16 protein-coding genes and 1 other annotated feature are annotated in these 15,647 nt (G+C 54.2%); of the genes, 8 read left to right on the top strand and 8 right to left on the bottom strand.

Translation table 11 applies throughout. The annotated features are described in order from the left end of the window. Positions 1-56 precede the first annotated feature (56 nt). Positions 57-461, top strand: coding sequence for a DUF2946 domain-containing protein (locus SPG90_RS12275; protein WP_322408165.1), 405 nt, complete (start codon positions 57-59; stop codon positions 459-461). A gap of 39 nt (positions 462-500) precedes the next feature. Beyond that, complete coding sequence (locus SPG90_RS12270; protein WP_126302997.1) at positions 501-1,871, top strand: PepSY-associated TM helix domain-containing protein; 1,371 nt, start codon at positions 501-503, stop codon at positions 1,869-1,871. Positions 1,872-1,873: 2 nt separating this feature from the next. Here SPG90_RS12270 and SPG90_RS12265 read toward each other — a convergent pair whose 3' ends face one another. The 4 genes from SPG90_RS12265 to SPG90_RS12250 form a co-directional block, all read right to left on the bottom strand. Further along, a complete protein-coding gene (locus SPG90_RS12265) occupies positions 1,874-2,359 on the bottom strand; it encodes an OmpA family protein (RefSeq protein WP_029741023.1) in 486 nt (161 codons plus the stop codon). Between the two features lie 12 nt (positions 2,360-2,371). Then, positions 2,372-3,592: a diguanylate cyclase DgcN gene (gene dgcN, locus SPG90_RS12260; protein WP_047174749.1), complete on the bottom strand. Its 1,221-nt coding sequence runs from the start codon at positions 3,590-3,592 to the stop codon at positions 2,372-2,374. Further along, positions 3,585-4,121, bottom strand: a complete 537-nt coding sequence (locus SPG90_RS12255) for a YfiR family protein (RefSeq protein ID WP_196351460.1) — start codon at positions 4,119-4,121, stop codon at positions 3,585-3,587. Before SPG90_RS12255 ends, dgcN begins: the two co-directional genes overlap by 8 nt. A gap of 152 nt (positions 4,122-4,273) precedes the next feature. Then, positions 4,274-4,648 carry a DUF2799 domain-containing protein gene (locus SPG90_RS12250; protein WP_047174748.1) on the bottom strand — a complete coding sequence of 125 codons (375 nt, stop codon included), beginning with the start codon at positions 4,646-4,648 and terminating at the stop codon, positions 4,274-4,276. Between the two features lie 214 nt (positions 4,649-4,862). Between SPG90_RS12250 and aroF the strand changes: the two genes are divergently transcribed. Genes aroF through SPG90_RS12235 form a run of 3 tightly spaced genes read left to right on the top strand, consistent with a single transcriptional unit; the run spans position 4,863 to position 7,998 of the window. After that, positions 4,863-5,933 carry a 3-deoxy-7-phosphoheptulonate synthase AroF gene (gene aroF, locus SPG90_RS12245; RefSeq protein ID WP_047174747.1) on the top strand — a complete coding sequence of 357 codons (1,071 nt, stop codon included), beginning with the start codon at positions 4,863-4,865 and terminating at the stop codon, positions 5,931-5,933. A gap of 10 nt (positions 5,934-5,943) precedes the next feature. Then, positions 5,944-7,065, top strand: a complete 1,122-nt coding sequence (tyrA, locus tag SPG90_RS12240; protein ID WP_023308870.1) for a bifunctional chorismate mutase/prephenate dehydrogenase — start codon at positions 5,944-5,946, stop codon at positions 7,063-7,065. Between the two features lie 60 nt (positions 7,066-7,125). Beyond that, positions 7,126-7,998 (top strand): SMP-30/gluconolactonase/LRE family protein, encoded by an 873-nt coding sequence (locus SPG90_RS12235; protein ID WP_047174746.1) that lies wholly within the window; start codon positions 7,126-7,128, stop codon positions 7,996-7,998. Here SPG90_RS12235 and pheA read toward each other — a convergent pair. The 4 genes from pheA to bamD all read right to left on the bottom strand — a co-directional run bounded on the left by pheA (position 7,995) and on the right by bamD (position 10,770). Further along, positions 7,995-9,155: a bifunctional chorismate mutase/prephenate dehydratase gene (pheA, locus tag SPG90_RS12230; protein ID WP_023308868.1), complete on the bottom strand. Its 1,161-nt coding sequence runs from the start codon at positions 9,153-9,155 to the stop codon at positions 7,995-7,997. The genes SPG90_RS12235 and pheA overlap by 4 nt on opposite strands. Before the next feature lie 30 nt (positions 9,156-9,185). Further along, positions 9,186-9,312 (bottom strand) — a sequence feature (Phe leader region). Further along, the gene (gene pheL, locus SPG90_RS12225) at positions 9,264-9,311 is read right to left on the bottom strand and encodes a pheA operon leader peptide PheL (RefSeq protein WP_100249759.1); all 48 of its coding nucleotides are present in this window, start codon (positions 9,309-9,311) and stop codon (positions 9,264-9,266) included. It overlaps the preceding feature by 48 nt. A gap of 110 nt (positions 9,313-9,422) precedes the next feature. After that, entirely contained in the window at positions 9,423-9,764 is a 342-nt protein-coding gene (gene raiA / locus SPG90_RS12220) for a ribosome-associated translation inhibitor RaiA (protein ID WP_045405277.1), read from the bottom strand. A gap of 268 nt (positions 9,765-10,032) precedes the next feature. Further along, positions 10,033-10,770, bottom strand: coding sequence for an outer membrane protein assembly factor BamD (bamD, locus tag SPG90_RS12215; RefSeq protein ID WP_023308867.1), 738 nt, complete (start codon positions 10,768-10,770; stop codon positions 10,033-10,035). A 131-nt stretch (positions 10,771-10,901) separates the two neighbouring features. Here bamD and rluD point away from each other — a divergent pair, with 131 nt between their 5' ends. From rluD to clpB, 3 genes are all read left to right on the top strand, one after another. Next, the gene (rluD, locus tag SPG90_RS12210; protein ID WP_023308866.1) at positions 10,902-11,882 is read left to right on the top strand and encodes a 23S rRNA pseudouridine(1911/1915/1917) synthase RluD; all 981 of its coding nucleotides are present in this window, start codon (positions 10,902-10,904) and stop codon (positions 11,880-11,882) included. Next, entirely contained in the window at positions 11,879-12,610 is a 732-nt protein-coding gene (gene yfiH, locus SPG90_RS12205) for a purine nucleoside phosphorylase YfiH (protein WP_248201975.1), read from the top strand. Before rluD ends, yfiH begins: the two co-directional genes overlap by 4 nt. A 129-nt stretch (positions 12,611-12,739) precedes the next feature. Further along, positions 12,740-15,313 carry an ATP-dependent chaperone ClpB gene (gene clpB, locus SPG90_RS12200; RefSeq protein ID WP_045405272.1) on the top strand — a complete coding sequence of 858 codons (2,574 nt, stop codon included), beginning with the start codon at positions 12,740-12,742 and terminating at the stop codon, positions 15,311-15,313. The last annotated feature ends 334 nt before the right edge of the window (positions 15,314-15,647 follow it).

Below are 15,647 nucleotides of genomic sequence, written 5' to 3'. Positions count from 1 at the left end.
CGTTAACCCTTTTGTCATAAATCATTTACAATGCTTGCCTCTTGAATGGAGGGGAAGTGGATAACGTACTGCATCAGACTAACCGGAAACGCGCAGCGGCCTTGACCGCGCTGTTTGCGATCCTGCTGATCGTGGTAGCGCCGCTTATCTCCGTCTCCTTGCAGAAAGATCCCATGAGCGCCATGCCGGGCATGCATCATGACATGAGCATGATGTCGATGGACGAGCATCACGGCGATATGCCGCACACGATGCCTGTCGACCATGCTGAAGCGTGCGGCTACTGCGTACTGTTAGCGCATGTTCCTGGCGTGATGCTGGCGCTGATCGTCCTGCTCAGCGCGGTGCTGCAGAGGCTTCGCGTTAAGCCGCCGCGCCAGGCGGTCAGTCACTGGCACTTTTTCCCCTGGCTTTACCCTGATACCCGCGCGCCGCCGCGGCAGCCTGCTTTTTCCCTTTAAAAAATAAATCAATAACTTACTGCCTTAAAAAGGAAAAGTATGACAACCTGCACTCCGCGCGCGGCATGGGGAAACCTGCTGCGTCGCCTCCATTTCTACGTCGGGCTTTTTGTTGGTCCGTTTATCTTCTTTGCCGCGCTGACCGGTACGCTATATGTGGCGACTCCACAGCTGGAGAATGCGCTCTACCGGCACGCGCTCCACATGGATTCCGTAGGCGAGCTGCAGCCGCTGGCGGAGCAAATCGCCGTGGCGGAAAAAACCGTTGGCTCAGATTTGCAATTGCACGCCGTGCGTCCGGGGCTGGCTGAAGGCGAAACTACCCGCGTAATGTTTGCTGACCCGACGCTTGGGCCATCGGAGAACCGGGCTATTTTTATTGATCCGGTAAGCCTGGCGGTGCTGGGAGATATGACGGTATACGGCACCAGCGGGATTTTACCGCTGCGTCAGACCATTGATTATCTGCATACCTCTCTGATGCTGGGCGACGTGGGCCGGCTCTACAGCGAGCTTGCCGCCTCCTGGATGTGGGTTGCCGCGCTGGGCGGTATTGCCCTGTGGTTTTACACCCGACCCAAACGGCGGATCAACAATCGCTTCCAGAATCGTCGTCGCCTGCACGTGACGCTGGGCTGGAGTCTGCTGGGTGGAATGTTGCTGTTCTCTGCAACCGGCCTGACATGGTCTCAATGGGCAGGCGGGAACGTCGATAAGCTGCGGGCAGAGATGAACTGGCTCACCCCGCAGGTGAACACGACGCTTTCCGGCCAACAGGAGATCGTGGATGAGCATGCCGAACACCGGGGCCATCACGGCGGAATGATGATGCCGGAAATGGCGATGGATCTGACGCAGTTTGACGGAGTATTAAGCGCGGCCCGTAACGCAGGAATTGATGCCAAGAGGCTGGAGATCCGCCCGGCAAAAACGGCGGATAGCGCCTGGACCGTGACGGAAATCGATCGCAGCTGGCCGACTCAGGTGGACGCCGTTGCGGTTGATCCTTCGACGATGCAGGTCCTGGACAGAACCCGTTTCGAGGGTTTCCCGTTAATGGCAAAACTGACCCGCTGGGGCGTGGATTTCCATATGGGGATCTTATTCGGGCTGGTGAATCAGCTGCTGCTGGTGGCGTTCGGCCTCGCCCTGTGCGTGCTCATTATTTGGGGTTACCGGATGTGGTGGATGCGTCGTCCGGCACGGTCGGCAGTGAGTCCGGTACAGACGCTTTGTCAGAGCTGGCTGGCGCTGTCAGGATGGGGAAGAGGGGTTACGGTGGTAATCAGCATACTGCTGGGGCTGGCCTTGCCGGTCATGGGCATGAGTCTGGCGCTGTTTGTTCTGGTGGACTGGCTGCGCTGGCGAGCGGCAACCAGGGTGACGCTCGCCGAATCCTCCGCTAAATAACCCTATGGCGTGCTGATCACCACTGCGACGCGGCGGTTTTCAGCGCGCCCTTGCGGGGTACTGTTGCTCGCAACCGGGTATTTTTGACCTAACCCCCGCGTGGTGAGATTGCTGCGCGGGATATTTGCGCCCTTCGCCCAGGCATCGGCCACGGCATTGGCGCGTTTTAACGACAGCGCTTCGTTGTAGCTTTCTTCCCCGTAATTATCCGTGTGACCGTCCATTCGCGCGTGGTTCAGGCCGGTTTCCGCCAGGCGAGAGGCCATGGACTGGATCTGCGTTTCACTTTCCGGGCGCAGTCTGGCGTCATTTTTATCAAACAGGATGGTGTCCGACATGCCAAGCGACCAGTCACCGTTCAGTTCGTTAAAACCGTAAGACTTCATCGCCGAAATTTGCTCAGGAGTAAATTTACCTTCCGGCGGCGACTGACAGCCTGCCAGAACCAGTGAGGCCAGAACTATCGGCGCGAAGTAACGTTTTAACATAGTGTATCCCTTCTAACTTGTTGTTTTCGTACGCTGGTTTTTCACCTGGTACATGTTGCGGTCAGCCCTCTCCAGTAATGCTTCCACGGAAGCATTTTCCCACGCCAGAGCAAAGCCAATGCTGAGTGACATCGATGCTTTTTGTCCGTTATGAAGATCAAACGGACGGATAAACTGCTGCGATAGCGCAGCACAAATATGTTGAACCTCAAGTTCAGAGTGCACGCCGTACAGCACCATGGCAAATTCGTCCCCGCCAAGACGGTAAGACTGATGACGTTTGTCGCCAAACTCCATCATCCTACTGGCGACTTCGATCAGCACGCAGTCTCCTGCCGCGTGGCCCCAGGTGTCGTTAATAAACTTAAAGTTATCACCGTCGAGGAAGAGCAGGGCCGAGTTTGTTCTGGCTGAAGGGTCGTTCATTAAGGCCGCAATGCTGTTACGAAACGCCGCGCGGTTGGCAAGACCGGTGAGCGGGTCGTGCATGGCGGTACGCAGCAGCTGGGCGTTTTTCGCCTGGAGCTTGAGTTGCCACTCCTCCATCTCATCCAGAAGGCTGTTGAAGTCCTCACCAAACTGGTGAAACTCTTCGATACGCCCATCTTTCACCCGGCGGGAGAAGTTGCGGTTTGTGCGTACATCATGCACGACGTCGGTAATGTTCTGCAGGGCCATAACCATCCCACGATGCAAAGACTGGGTAATGATAAGCGCGACGACGGCGGCAAAGAGAATGCAGCCGGTCAGAACGGCAAACGACATCCAGATGAAATGGCCGATCAGACTGTCACGCGCGGTAAGGCGAATTTCGCCGATCGTTGCGCCGTTATGCATGATGGGCTGCGCAACCGGTACGGGGAAAAGCCAGCGGCTGACCAGTGCGCCCAGCGTATCGTTGTTGTCCTCCGGGTTCCACGACCAGTAGGCAAACCGCTTTTTATGCGCGTTAATAACCTCGGCCACGGCAAACTGGCCCTGTTTGCCCAGGGCGGCCAGCGTTTCGTTGGCCGCCAGCGAGTCGTTGAACACCAGCGACGCTTCCAGGCTGTGGCTCATTGTTGCGCCGGTTAATTCGAGATTCTTTTGCGCGTATTGTTTTAACGTCACGACGGAAGCAAAACAGAGCAGCAGCCATATTAACGTCATCGTGATGATGACGCTTATCATGCTGTTTCGCCTCAACGTTCTTTTAAACGTCGGACGTGGCGTTGAAGTGAAATCTTTATCCATGCTGCTTATTCCGTGCAAGCATTAATACATCCGGATTGACTCTTACGCCACTGCGCGTCAATGCATCCAGGTTGACGGCGAACCGTACCTGGCCGCGATCGATTATCAGGCAAAAGGCACTGCCAATTACACATTCCGGATTTTGCTCTGAGATTAATAGCAACGCTCTGCCCTGATATTGACTTATTAATTCAAGTTGTTTTGCCGGTGATTCAGACCCGAAATAGATCGCATCGCACGTCGCGGCCAGGGCTTCCTGATCGTTACGTACAATAACGGGAGTATAAGGTAACTCGCTATGCCCCTCATCGCCGCTGAGGGCGTGCGTATAGTGAGAAGTGGCGTAGACGCAGAGTTTAGGCTGCCCGGAAAGTGACGGCCATCGCGTATAGCTCACAATGCCTGAGACAATCGAGCGTACCGATTTATCCGTTTCCGTAAGCGTGCCTGCCGCCACAGGGCCCACCATAAGGAACAGCGTTAGCACCAGAGTGAGTCGGAAAAAAGAGATCAAGAATAAATTTCTCACCAGAATCCGCCACATCGCTCTGGAAATAGATGTCCTTAAGAGTTGCGGGCAGAATACCATTGTTTATCAGGGCCGTCATTATGTCAGAAATAGCATGAGGCCGACCTAAGCTAAATCCTACTGTTGTTTATTTTCCGGTGGATGAAATTAGATTAATTCAGTCTGCTGGAGCGCATACTTTCATCCATCCCTTGCTGCCATGACGCACGCAGTTTGGCCGCGTTTTCGGCTGTATCGCAACTGGCAGGGAAAGATTTGCCGGCTAATCCCCAGGCGTGAATAAACCCTTCTTCGCAGACTTTCTTCTGACCGTCAGCATAGCCGCGAAGATATTCGCTACGATCAACCTGTGTGTCGTTAAAACTATCGGCCAGGGCCTGGTTATCTTTAACCGGCAGGCCATTCATGGCGTCTTCTTTACCTGCATCAAACCAGGATGGGCTGGTCCAGTCGGGCTGGAAGGTGTAAGGATTGATCTGACAGCCGGTTAAAAACAGCGACAACAGCGCGAGAGCAATTGAACGCATAGCCATTCTCCTTTTTTCTTCAGCATAGCCTGGCTAAAGAAAACCTGTCTGTAATTTAAAGTTTACGTTTTTATCGGCTTATTTTTGCAATAAATTGGTGTGTGTAAAGTAAAGTGTACGTATTTTGGATTGAAATGTTTACTTTTTATGGTATCGTGGTTTCACCTCATTGAGGAAAACAACTATCGCAAACGAGCTTTACAGGATCGCCATCATGCAAAAAGACGCGCTGAACAACGTACATATCACTGACGAACAGGTGTTAATCACTCCGGATCAACTGAAAGCGGAATTTCCGCTGAGCGTTGCGCAGGAGGCTCAGATCGAGCACTCTCGCCAGACCATTTCTGACATTATCGCCGGCCGCGATCCGCGCCTGCTGGTGGTATGCGGTCCTTGCTCCATTCACGATCCTGAAACCGCCATAGAATATGCTCGTCGATTTAAAGCGTTAGCGGAGGAGGTCAGCGATAGCCTCTATCTGGTGATGCGCGTCTATTTTGAGAAGCCACGTACGACCGTCGGCTGGAAAGGGTTGATTAACGATCCGCACATGGATGGCTCGTTTGATGTGGAAGCAGGCCTGAAGATTGCGCGTCGCCTTCTGGTGGAGCTGGTCAGCATGGGGCTGCCGCTGGCAACCGAAGCGCTGGACCCGAACAGCCCGCAGTACCTGGGCGATCTGTTCAGCTGGTCGGCGATTGGTGCGCGTACCACAGAATCGCAAACCCACCGCGAGATGGCGTCTGGCCTGTCGATGCCGGTTGGCTTTAAAAACGGTACCGATGGCAGCCTGGCGACGGCAATCAACGCCATGCGCGCTGCTGCGATGCCGCACCGTTTTGTCGGTATCAACCAGGCGGGCCAGGTATGCCTCCTGCAAACGCAGGGCAACCCGGACGGTCATGTGATCCTGCGCGGCGGGAAAGCACCTAACTACAGCCCGGCGGACGTGGCGCAGTGTGAAAAAGAGATGGAGCAGGCGGGACTGCGCCCGGCACTGATGGTAGATTGCAGCCATGGTAATTCAAATAAAGATTACCGTCGCCAGCCTGCGGTTGCGGAATCCGTGATCGCACAGATCAAAGATGGCAACCGTTCGATTATTGGTCTGATGATTGAGAGCAACATTCATGAAGGCAATCAGTCATCGGAACAACCGCGTAGCGCAATGAAGCACGGCGTCTCCGTGACGGATGCCTGCATCAGCTGGGAAACCACCGATGCGCTGCTGCGTGAGATCCACAAAGATTTGAGCGGCCAGCTGGCGACGCGTCTGGCTTAAGAGGTTAGTTATGGTTGCTGAATTGACCGCACTGCGCGATCAAATTGATGAAGTGGATAAGGCGCTGCTGGACCTGCTGGCGCGCCGCATGGCGCTGGTTGCCGAAGTCGGTGAGGTGAAAAGCAAATACGGCCTGCCGATTTACGTCCCGGAGCGCGAAGCCTCAATGCTGGCCTCCCGTCGTAAAGAGGCGCAGGCGCTGGGCGTTTCTCCGGACTTGATTGAAGATGTTCTGCGTCGCGTGATGCGGGAATCCTATTCCAGCGAAAACGACAAAGGCTTTAAAACCCTCTGCCCGTCCCTGCGGCCGGTGGTGATTGTCGGCGGTGCGGGACAGATGGGGCGTCTGTTCGAAAAAATGCTGACGCTTTCTGGGTATCAGGTGCGCATTCTGGAAAAAGAGGACTGGGCGCAGGCACCGGAACTCATGAAGGATGCCGGGATGGTTATCGTCAGCGTGCCGATCCACGTGACGGAGCAGATCGTCGGAAAGCTTCCTCCTTTACCGAAAGACTGTATCCTGGTGGATCTGGCCTCCGTCAAAAATGGTCCTCTGCAGGCGATGCTGGCTGCGCATACGGGCCCGGTGCTGGGTCTGCACCCAATGTTTGGCCCTGACAGCGGCAGCCTGGCTAAGCAGGTGGTGGTTTACTGCGACGGCCGTCAGCCGGAAGCCTATCAGTGGTTCCTGGAACAGATTCAGGTATGGGGTGCGCGACTGCACCGCATCAGCGCGGTCGAGCACGATCAGAACATGGCGTTCATTCAGGCGCTGCGCCACTTTGCGACATTTGCCTACGGTCTGCATCTGGCGGAAGAGAACGTGCAGCTTGAACAGCTGCTGGCGCTCTCTTCACCTATCTATCGTCTTGAGCTGGCGATGGTTGGGCGCCTGTTTGCTCAGGACCCGCAGCTTTACGCGGACATTATTATGTCCTCCGAGAACAACCTGGCGCTCATCAAGCGCTACTATCAGCGCTTTGGTGAAGCCATTACGCTGCTGGAGCACGGAGACAAGCAGGCGTTTATCGACAGTTTCCGCAAGGTCGAGCACTGGTTTGGCGATTACGCGCAGCGTTTCCAGAGTGAAAGCCGGACGTTGTTGCGCCAGGCAAATGACAGTCGCCAGTAATGCGATGATGTATATACTGAAAGCCAGCATTGCTGGCTTTTTTTATTTTGGGGGATTGTCATGGCCGAACCGCAGCTGCTGTTGAATTACACCGGGCATCTGCCTGAATGCCCGACGTGGAGCGCAGAAGAGCACGCGCTCTACTGGGCTGATATTCTGGAAGGGGAGATCCACCGTTACCATCTGCCAACGGCGGAACACACCGTGCTTTCTTTTCACGAGGAGGTGGGCTGTTTCGCGCTGCGAGAGCAGGGTGGTTTTATCGTTGCGATGCGAACGGGTATCTGGCTGACCGATAAACACGGCCTGCTGCGCCGCAAGGTGTGCGATAACCCCTCTAACCCGCAGCTCGCACGTTTTAACGACGGCGGCACCGATTCTCTGGGGCGATTCTATGCGGGCACGTTTTGGGGGCCGGGAGATTACAACGGTGCCCTGCTGATGCGCATCGACAACGACCTGACGCCGAAAGTGATCCAGTGCGATATTCACGGCCACAACGGCTTAGCGTTTAGCCCGGATAATCAATGGATGTTTACTTCTGATACGCCAAATGGCGTTATTTACCGAACGCCGCTTGATGAGCAGGGCGAACCCGGCAGGCGCGAGGTGTTTCGTCAGTTTAAAGAGGGCGAAGGGATACCGGACGGCGCGGCCATGGATGTGGAAGGCTGCTACTGGAGCGCGCTGTTTGACGGCTGGCGTATTGCGCGTTTTTCTCCGCAAGGGGAGCAGCTGGAAGAATACCGCATGCCGGTGCGTTGCCCGACGATGGTCTGCTTTGGCGGCGATGACATGAAAACGCTGTTTATTACCACCACGCGGGAAAATATGGATGCGGACGAGGTGGCGAAGTATCCGCTCTCCGGAGCCATCTTCACCCTGCCGGTGAGCGTGGCAGGGAAGAAGAAAAGCCGGTTTATCGAACGTTAAGCCGGGTCAACCGGGACCACGTTCTCGCTCGGATAGCAGCCCAGCACTTTCATGGAGCGCGTGATCTCGCCCAGTTCGCGCAGGGCCTTCTGCATGGAAGCAGATTCCAGGTTGGCCTGGATATCAAGATAAAACATCTCTTCCCACGGGTTACCGTGGATTGGGCGTGATTCCAGCCTGGTCATGATCAGGTTGTGATTACGCAGCACCAGCAGGGCTTCAACCAGCGCACCGGCCTGTTGGCCGGTCGCCATCAGCAGCGTGGTTTTGGCCGGCACCTGGTCAGACACATTGATTGCCTTGCGTGCCAGCACCACGAAACGGGTGATATTTTGCGTCTGGTTCGCCAGGTTGCGTTCCAGCACCTGTAAACCATACAGCGCCCCGCCTGCTTCGCTGCCGAGCGCGGCGACGGTTGGGGAGTTAGCCTGCGCCACTTTTTCCATCGCCGCCGAGGTGCTTTCGGTGTACTCAATTTTCCAGTTCGGATAGCGGTTCAGGAACTGGCTGCACTGCTGGAACGGCTGTGGATGACTGTAGACCGTTTCGATCTTGCTCAGGTCGGTTGATCCGGCGACCAGCACGCAGTGATCGATAGGGATCGTCAGCTCGCCAACCAGCGACAGGCTGGTGTGCTGCAGCAAATCGTAAACGTCGTTGATAGCGCCGGAGCTGGTGTTTTCAATCGGTACGACGGCGTAATCCGCCTGGCCGGTCTCAACCTGATTAAATATGTCGGCAAACTTCGCGCAGCCGCTCTCAATAAATTCTTCGAAATGGCGTGCGGCATACTGACGGGCGGCCAGGTGAGAATAAGAGCCTTTCGGACCGAGGAAGGCGATACGCGCAGAGTGCGGATTGGTTTTGTTCAGATGCTGCTGGAGTAACGCTTGCTGAGTGAGAACGGAGTCTTCGATGATGAGCTGGAACAACCGGGTGATGTAGTGGGCATCGAGGTGATGCGCTTTGCCGAGCTGAATAAGACGTTCCAGCAGATCGCGCTCGCGGTCGATATCTCGTACCGGGCGATGGGAGTCCAGCTTGGCTTTGCCCACTTCAACGGCAAGCGCGCGGCGTTCGGCCAGCAGCGCCAGCAGTTTCTCATCCAGCGCGCTGATTTTTACTCGCAGATCCAGTAACGGGTTTTCCGGTGTCATAGTGTTGCCTGTCTCATTTTATCGTTATCAATAAAAAAGGCCCCCCTGGTGTGGGAGGCCTTGTTGTTCGTCTTCGCATTCTTTATCACACGACGAAACGCCTCCCGTTCAGGGGAAGGTAAAAAAGAATGCGAAGAAGAACGGCGTAAGTTTCATAAAGTCATCCTGTGATTGATACCGTTAAAGTACCCGTACTGTTTTCACCCTGTCAATAAAAAACAAAAAACGCGCCCGAAGGCGCGTTGGCAGTACACTCAATTTAAAGGATTACTCTTCTTCAACTTGTTCCGCGAAGCTGGCGTCTTTCACCGATGTTGCGGCGCGACGGGCTTCACCTTTGTGTTGCACTTTATTGAGCTGCCGTTCCAGCTTGTTGATCAAATCGTTAATTGCGGTGTACATATCCTCGTGTTTTGCGCTGGCGACCAGATGGCCGTTTGGAGTATTGATAGTTGCGTCAGCGATGAAACCCTGCGGCTCCTTGGACAGGATGATATGTGGATTAATCAAATGAGTTTGCCATTTATCCAGTTTGGCGAGACGGTCTGCGACGTGCTGGCGGATTGCCGGAGTAATTTCCATTTGTTTACTGGTAATGTTCATTGTCATAAATTTTACCTCTTGTCTTTCCGTCTTGGTGATTCCAGCATACCCGACCTAATGTCAAAATGTGTGATTTAGATCACGTTATTTTGTCGGTTTTTGTCAGGGAATCTTTTTTGTGAGGCAGGGCAGGAAGGGGTGAGATTTACCTTGTCGAAGGAAAAAATTGGGGCCATAGTTGACTGGATGTGTTGGGGCTTAAGCGCTTCAGCGACGCGCTAAAATGAATAAAAAAACGGCAGCCTTCGGGCTGCCGTTTTGCATTGAGGCAAGATCAGGTGTTGCTGCTGTTCGCGGCGATGATTTTCGCCACTTTTTCAGCCTGAGCGGTCATCTGCATCTGACGGTAAGCATTTTCCATCAGCTTCAGGCCATCGCGCGTTGCCTGGGTATCCGGATAATCACGCAGCATACCTTCTACGCGGTTAACCACGGCAACCCATGCGCCACGGCGGGTATAGTATTCCGCTACGGAGTATTCATATTTTGCCAGACGATCTTTCAGGAACACCAGACGTTTGGTCGCGTCGGTCACGTACTGACTGTTCGGATAGCCGCGCACCAGCTTGGAGAAGTCATTGAAGGCATCACGCGCATGCTGCGGGTCACGGTCGGAACGATCCACGCCGAAGAAGCCCTGCAGCGCACTGTCGTCCAGCGCCATGTTGGTGAGGCCGCGCATGTACATCACGTAGTCGATGTTAGGATGAGTCGGGTTCAGACGCATGAAACGATCGATAGTTGCCTGAGCCAGCGGCAGATCGGCATTTTTATAGTATGCGTAGATGAGATCTAACTGTACCTGCTGCGAATATGGACCAAATGGATAGCGATTATCCAACGCTTCCAGTTGCGTTATCGCCTGTTTCCAGTTACCGTCCTGCAACTTTTGTTGTGCAGTCGCATAGATTTCATTCGGCGGATTGTCAGGGACCTGTTCATTTGAACCGGAGCAGCCCACCAAAGCCAGGCTCAACGTGGCCGCTGCCACCAGATATTTCATGCGCGTCATGACGTTTTGACTTTCCTCAAATGTTTGTCCGGGAGAAACTCTGTTCCTGCTCCCGATTAAGACCAGCTACAATAGCACACTATATTAAACGGCAAAGCCGTAAAACCCAACGTTAAACGAAGAAGCAGTTTATGGCACAACGAGTAGAACTCACCGCAACAGTCTCCGAAAATCAGCTCGGTCAACGCTTAGATCAGGCTTTGGCCGAATTGTTCCCTGATTATTCGCGTTCACGCATAAAAGAATGGATCCTTGACCAGCGCGTGCTGGTAAACGGCAAGATCTGGGACAAACCAAAAGAGAAAGTGTTAGGTGGGGAAGCTGTCGCCATCAATGCTGAAATCGAAGAGGAAATCCGCTTCGAGCCGCAGGATATCCCACTGGACATCGTCTATGAAGATGATGACATTCTGGTGATCAACAAGCCGCGCGACTTGGTTGTTCATCCGGGTGCGGGGAACCCTGACGGTACGGTACTTAACGCACTTCTCCATTATTATCCGCCGATCGCGGATGTTCCGCGCGCGGGCATCGTGCACCGTCTGGATAAAGACACCACCGGTTTGATGGTGGTGGCGAAGACCGTTCCTGCTCAGACCCGTCTGGTGGAGTCGCTGCAGCTGCGCGAAATCACCCGCGAGTATGAAGCGGTAGCCATTGGGCATATGACCTCTGGCGGAACGGTGGAAGAGCCAATCAGCCGTCACCCAACTAAACGTACCCATATGTCGGTGCATCCGATGGGTAAACCGGCGGTGACGCACTATCGCATTATGGAGCACTTCCGTATTCATACGCGCCTGCGTCTGCGTCTGGAAACCGGACGTACTCACCAGATCCGCGTGCATATGGCCCACATTACCCATCCGCTGGTAGGGGATCAGGTCTACGGTGGCCGCCCGCGTCCACCTAAAGGCGCATCGGATGAGTTCATCAGCGTATTGCGTAAATTCGATCGTCAGGCGCTGCACGCGACCATGCTGCGTCTTTACCACCCTATCACCGGTATTCAGATGGAGTGGCATGCGCCTATCCCGCAGGATATGGTGGATCTTATCGACGCTATGCGTGCTGATTTCGAAGAACATAAGGATCAAGTGGACTGGTTATGACCAAACTGATTGTCCCGGAGTGGCCATTGCCTGCTGGCGTGGCCGCCTTTAGTTCAACCCGTATTGGCGGTGTTAGCCAGGGCGCGTGGGAGTCTTTGAACCTCGGTGCGCACTGTGGCGACAACCTGGAACATGTTGAAGAGAACCGCAGACGTTTGTTTGCTGCGGGGAACTTGCCGTCAAAACCGGTCTGGCTGGAACAGGTTCATGGTAACGCGGTGCTGAAGTTGACGGGAGAACCCTATGCTTCTAAACGCGCTGATGCCTCTTACAGTAATACTCCGGGAACCGTTTGTGCCGTGATGACCGCCGATTGTCTGCCGGTTCTGTTCTGTAACCGTGCAGGTTCCGAGGTGGCAGCAGCACACGCGGGCTGGCGTGGTCTATGTGAAGGCGTGCTCGAAGAAACAGTCGCCTGCTTTAACGATGAGCCCGCCAATATTATGGCCTGGCTTGGCCCGGCCATTGGTCCTCGCGCTTTCGAAGTGGGGCCAGAGGTTCGCGAAGCCTTTATGGAAAAAGATCCGCAATCGGTTGAAGCCTTCCTGCCTTCGGGAGATAAATATCTGGCCGATATTTACCAGCTCGCCCGTCAGCGTCTGAATAACGTTGGCGTGACGCAGATCTTCGGCGGCGATCGCTGCACATTCACCGAAAAGGGTGATTTTTTCTCCTATCGTCGCGACAAGACCACGGGGCGTATGGCAAGTTTCATTTGGCTGATATAACCTAAAGAATCAAGACGATCCGGTACGTGCCGTTTTCTTTTCACATAATTCAGGTCATTAACCTTGAATAATTGAGGGATGACCTCATTTAATCTCCAGTAGCAAATTTGACCTGTTATGGGAGGAGTTATGCGTCTGGATCGTCTTACTAATAAATTCCAGCTTGCTCTCGCCGATGCCCAGTCCCTCGCACTGGGGCACGACAACCAGTTTATCGAACCTCTTCATTTAATGAGCGCCTTGCTGAATCAGGAAGGGGGATCGGTACGTCCTTTATTAACGTCCGCTGGCATTAATGCTGGCCAGTTACGCACCGCTATCGATCAGGCGCTGAGCCGTTTACCGCAGGTAGAAGGTACCGGCGGCGACGTTCAGCCGTCTCAGGATCTGGTGCGCGTGCTGAACCTTTGCGACAAGCTGGCGCAAAAACGTGGGGACAACTTTATTTCGTCAGAGCTGTTTGTTCTGGCGGTGCTTGAATCACGCGGTACCTTGACCGACCTGCTGAAATCTGCCGGTGCGACCACCGCCAATGTGACTCAGGCGATTGAGAAAATGCGCGGAGGTGAAAGCGTGAACGATCAGGGAGCCGAAGACCAACGTCAGGCTTTGAAGAAATTTACGGTCGATCTGACCGAGCGTGCTGAACAGGGCAAACTTGACCCGGTTATCGGCCGTGATGAAGAAATTCGCCGTACGATTCAGGTACTGCAACGTCGTACCAAGAACAACCCGGTGCTGATTGGTGAACCGGGTGTCGGTAAAACCGCCATCGTTGAAGGGCTGGCGCAGCGTATCGTCAACGGCGAAGTGCCGGAAGGCCTGAAAGGCCGCCGCGTACTGGCGCTGGATATGGGCGCGCTGGTGGCCGGTGCGAAGTATCGCGGCGAGTTCGAAGAACGTCTGAAAGGCGTGCTTAACGACCTGGCGAAGCAGGAAGGCAACGTTATCCTATTTATCGACGAACTGCACACTATGGTCGGGGCGGGTAAAGCGGACGGCGCGATGGATGCCGGGAACATGCTGAAACCTGCGCTGGCGCGTGGTGAACTTCACTGCGTTGGTGCCACCACGCTTGACGAGTATCGTCAGTACATTGAGAAAGATGCTGCGCTGGAACGTCGCTTCCAGAAAGTGTTTGTTGCTGAGCCAAGCGTTGAAGATACCATCGCGATCCTGCGTGGTCTGAAAGAGCGCTATGAACTGCACCACCACGTGCAGATCACTGACCCGGCTATCGTTGCGGCGGCGACGCTTTCACATCGTTATATCGCCGATCGCCAGCTGCCGGATAAAGCGATCGACCTTATTGATGAAGCGGCTTCGAGCATTCGTATGCAGATTGACTCGAAACCGGAAGAGCTGGACCGACTCGACCGACGCATCATTCAGCTCAAGCTGGAACAGCAGGCGCTGAAGAAAGAGTCTGATGAAGCCAGTAAGAAACGCCTGGATATGCTCAATGAAGAACTGGACGATAAAGAGCGCCAGTACTCTGAGCTGGAAGAAGAGTGGAAAGCCGAGAAAGCGTCCCTTTCCGGCACTCAGACCATTAAAGCTGAACTTGAACAGGCAAAAATTGCCATTGAGCAGGCTCGCCGTGTCGGCGATCTGGCTCGTATGTCTGAACTTCAGTACGGCAAAATTCCTGAGCTGGAAAAACAGCTTGAGATAGCGACGCAGTCAGAAGGGAAAACGATGCGTCTGTTACGTAATAAAGTGACGGATGCAGAAATCGCGGAAGTGCTTGCTCGCTGGACCGGTATCCCGGTGGCACGCATGCTGGAAGGCGAGCGTGAAAAACTGCTGCGCATGGAGCAAGATCTCCATAATCGGGTGATTGGCCAGAACGAAGCGGTTGAAGCGGTTTCGAACGCTATTCGCCGTAGCCGAGCGGGGCTGTCCGATCCAAACCGTCCGATCGGTTCGTTCCTGTTCCTGGGGCCGACGGGAGTCGGTAAAACCGAGCTGTGTAAAGCGCTGGCTAACTTTATGTTCGACAGCGACGATGCGATGGTGCGTATCGACATGTCTGAGTTTATGGAGAAACACTCCGTCTCACGTCTGGTCGGTGCGCCTCCGGGATACGTAGGTTATGAAGAAGGTGGTTATCTGACGGAAGCGGTTCGCCGTCGCCCTTATTCCGTCATCCTGCTGGATGAAGTGGAAAAAGCGCACCCGGATGTGTTCAACATTCTGCTTCAGGTCCTGGACGATGGTCGTCTGACCGACGGGCAGGGGAGAACGGTCGACTTCCGTAATACGGTTGTCATCATGACCTCGAACCTGGGTTCCGATTTGATTCAGGAACGTTTCGGTGAACTGGACTATAGCCATATGAAGGATCTGGTGCTCGGTGTCGTCAGCCATAACTTCCGTCCTGAGTTCATCAACCGTATTGATGAAGTTGTGGTATTCCATCCTCTGGGTGAGAAACATATTGCGTCGATTGCACAGATCCAGCTGCAGCGTCTGTACAAACGTCTGGAAGAGCGTGGGTATGAAATTCACATCTCCGACGAGGCCCTGAAGCTGCTGAGTGAGAATGGTTACGATCCGGTGTACGGTGCGCGTCCATTAAAACGTGCTATCCAGCAGCAGATCGAAAACCCGTTGGCGCAGCAGATCCTCTCCGGAGAGTTGATTCCGGGCAAAGTTATCCGTCTGGAAGCCAACGACGATCGCATTGTGGCAGTGCAGTAAGTCACAAAACGCAAAAACGAGCCGCTTGCGGCTCGTTTTTGTTTAAAAACCAGGCGAAAATTGAGGTCTGGAGTAAATATTGCCTGGAAAGTGAGCGGTCAGTAAATAATTTTCACTTTACCCTTGCGGCTTCGGAATAACTCCCTATAATGCGCCTCCACTGACACGGAACAACGGCACACACGCCGCCGGGTCAGCAGAGAAAAGCGAAAATAAACGCTTGACTCTGAAGCGGGAAAGCGTAATATGCACACCCCGCGCCGCAGCGAAAAGCGAAGCGGCACTGCTCTTTAACAATTTATCAGACAATCTGTGTGGGCACTCAAAGTGACAT

The organism is Enterobacter sp. D2 (assembly GCF_034427575.1).
Lineage (GTDB): Bacteria > Pseudomonadota > Gammaproteobacteria > Enterobacterales > Enterobacteriaceae > Enterobacter > Enterobacter cloacae_M.
The sequence above is the reverse complement of the archived record's forward strand: the minus strand, read 5'-3'. Positions and strand labels throughout refer to the sequence as shown.

Bases quoted from the DNA above. Each gene is read 5' to 3' on its own strand.
- SPG90_RS12270 (WP_126302997.1), top strand. From the start codon at position 501: ATGACAACCTGCACTCCGCGCGCGGCATGGGGAAACCTGCTGCGTCGC.
- SPG90_RS12265 (WP_029741023.1), bottom strand. From the start codon at position 2,359: ATGTTAAAACGTTACTTCGCGCCGATAGTTCTGGCCTCACTGGTTCTG.
- dgcN (WP_047174749.1), bottom strand. From the start codon at position 3,592: ATGGATAAAGATTTCACTTCAACGCCACGTCCGACGTTTAAAAGAACG.
- SPG90_RS12250 (WP_047174748.1), bottom strand. From the start codon at position 4,648: ATGCGTTCAATTGCTCTCGCGCTGTTGTCGCTGTTTTTAACCGGCTGT.
- aroF (WP_047174747.1), top strand. From the start codon at position 4,863: ATGCAAAAAGACGCGCTGAACAACGTACATATCACTGACGAACAGGTG.
- tyrA (WP_023308870.1), top strand. From the start codon at position 5,944: ATGGTTGCTGAATTGACCGCACTGCGCGATCAAATTGATGAAGTGGAT.
- SPG90_RS12235 (WP_047174746.1), top strand. From the start codon at position 7,126: ATGGCCGAACCGCAGCTGCTGTTGAATTACACCGGGCATCTGCCTGAA.
- pheA (WP_023308868.1), bottom strand. From the start codon at position 9,155: ATGACACCGGAAAACCCGTTACTGGATCTGCGAGTAAAAATCAGCGCG.
- raiA (WP_045405277.1), bottom strand. From the start codon at position 9,764: ATGACAATGAACATTACCAGTAAACAAATGGAAATTACTCCGGCAATC.
- bamD (WP_023308867.1), bottom strand. From the start codon at position 10,770: ATGACGCGCATGAAATATCTGGTGGCAGCGGCCACGTTGAGCCTGGCT.
- rluD (WP_023308866.1), top strand. From the start codon at position 10,902: ATGGCACAACGAGTAGAACTCACCGCAACAGTCTCCGAAAATCAGCTC.
- yfiH (WP_248201975.1), top strand. From the start codon at position 11,879: ATGACCAAACTGATTGTCCCGGAGTGGCCATTGCCTGCTGGCGTGGCC.
- clpB (WP_045405272.1), top strand. From the start codon at position 12,740: ATGCGTCTGGATCGTCTTACTAATAAATTCCAGCTTGCTCTCGCCGAT.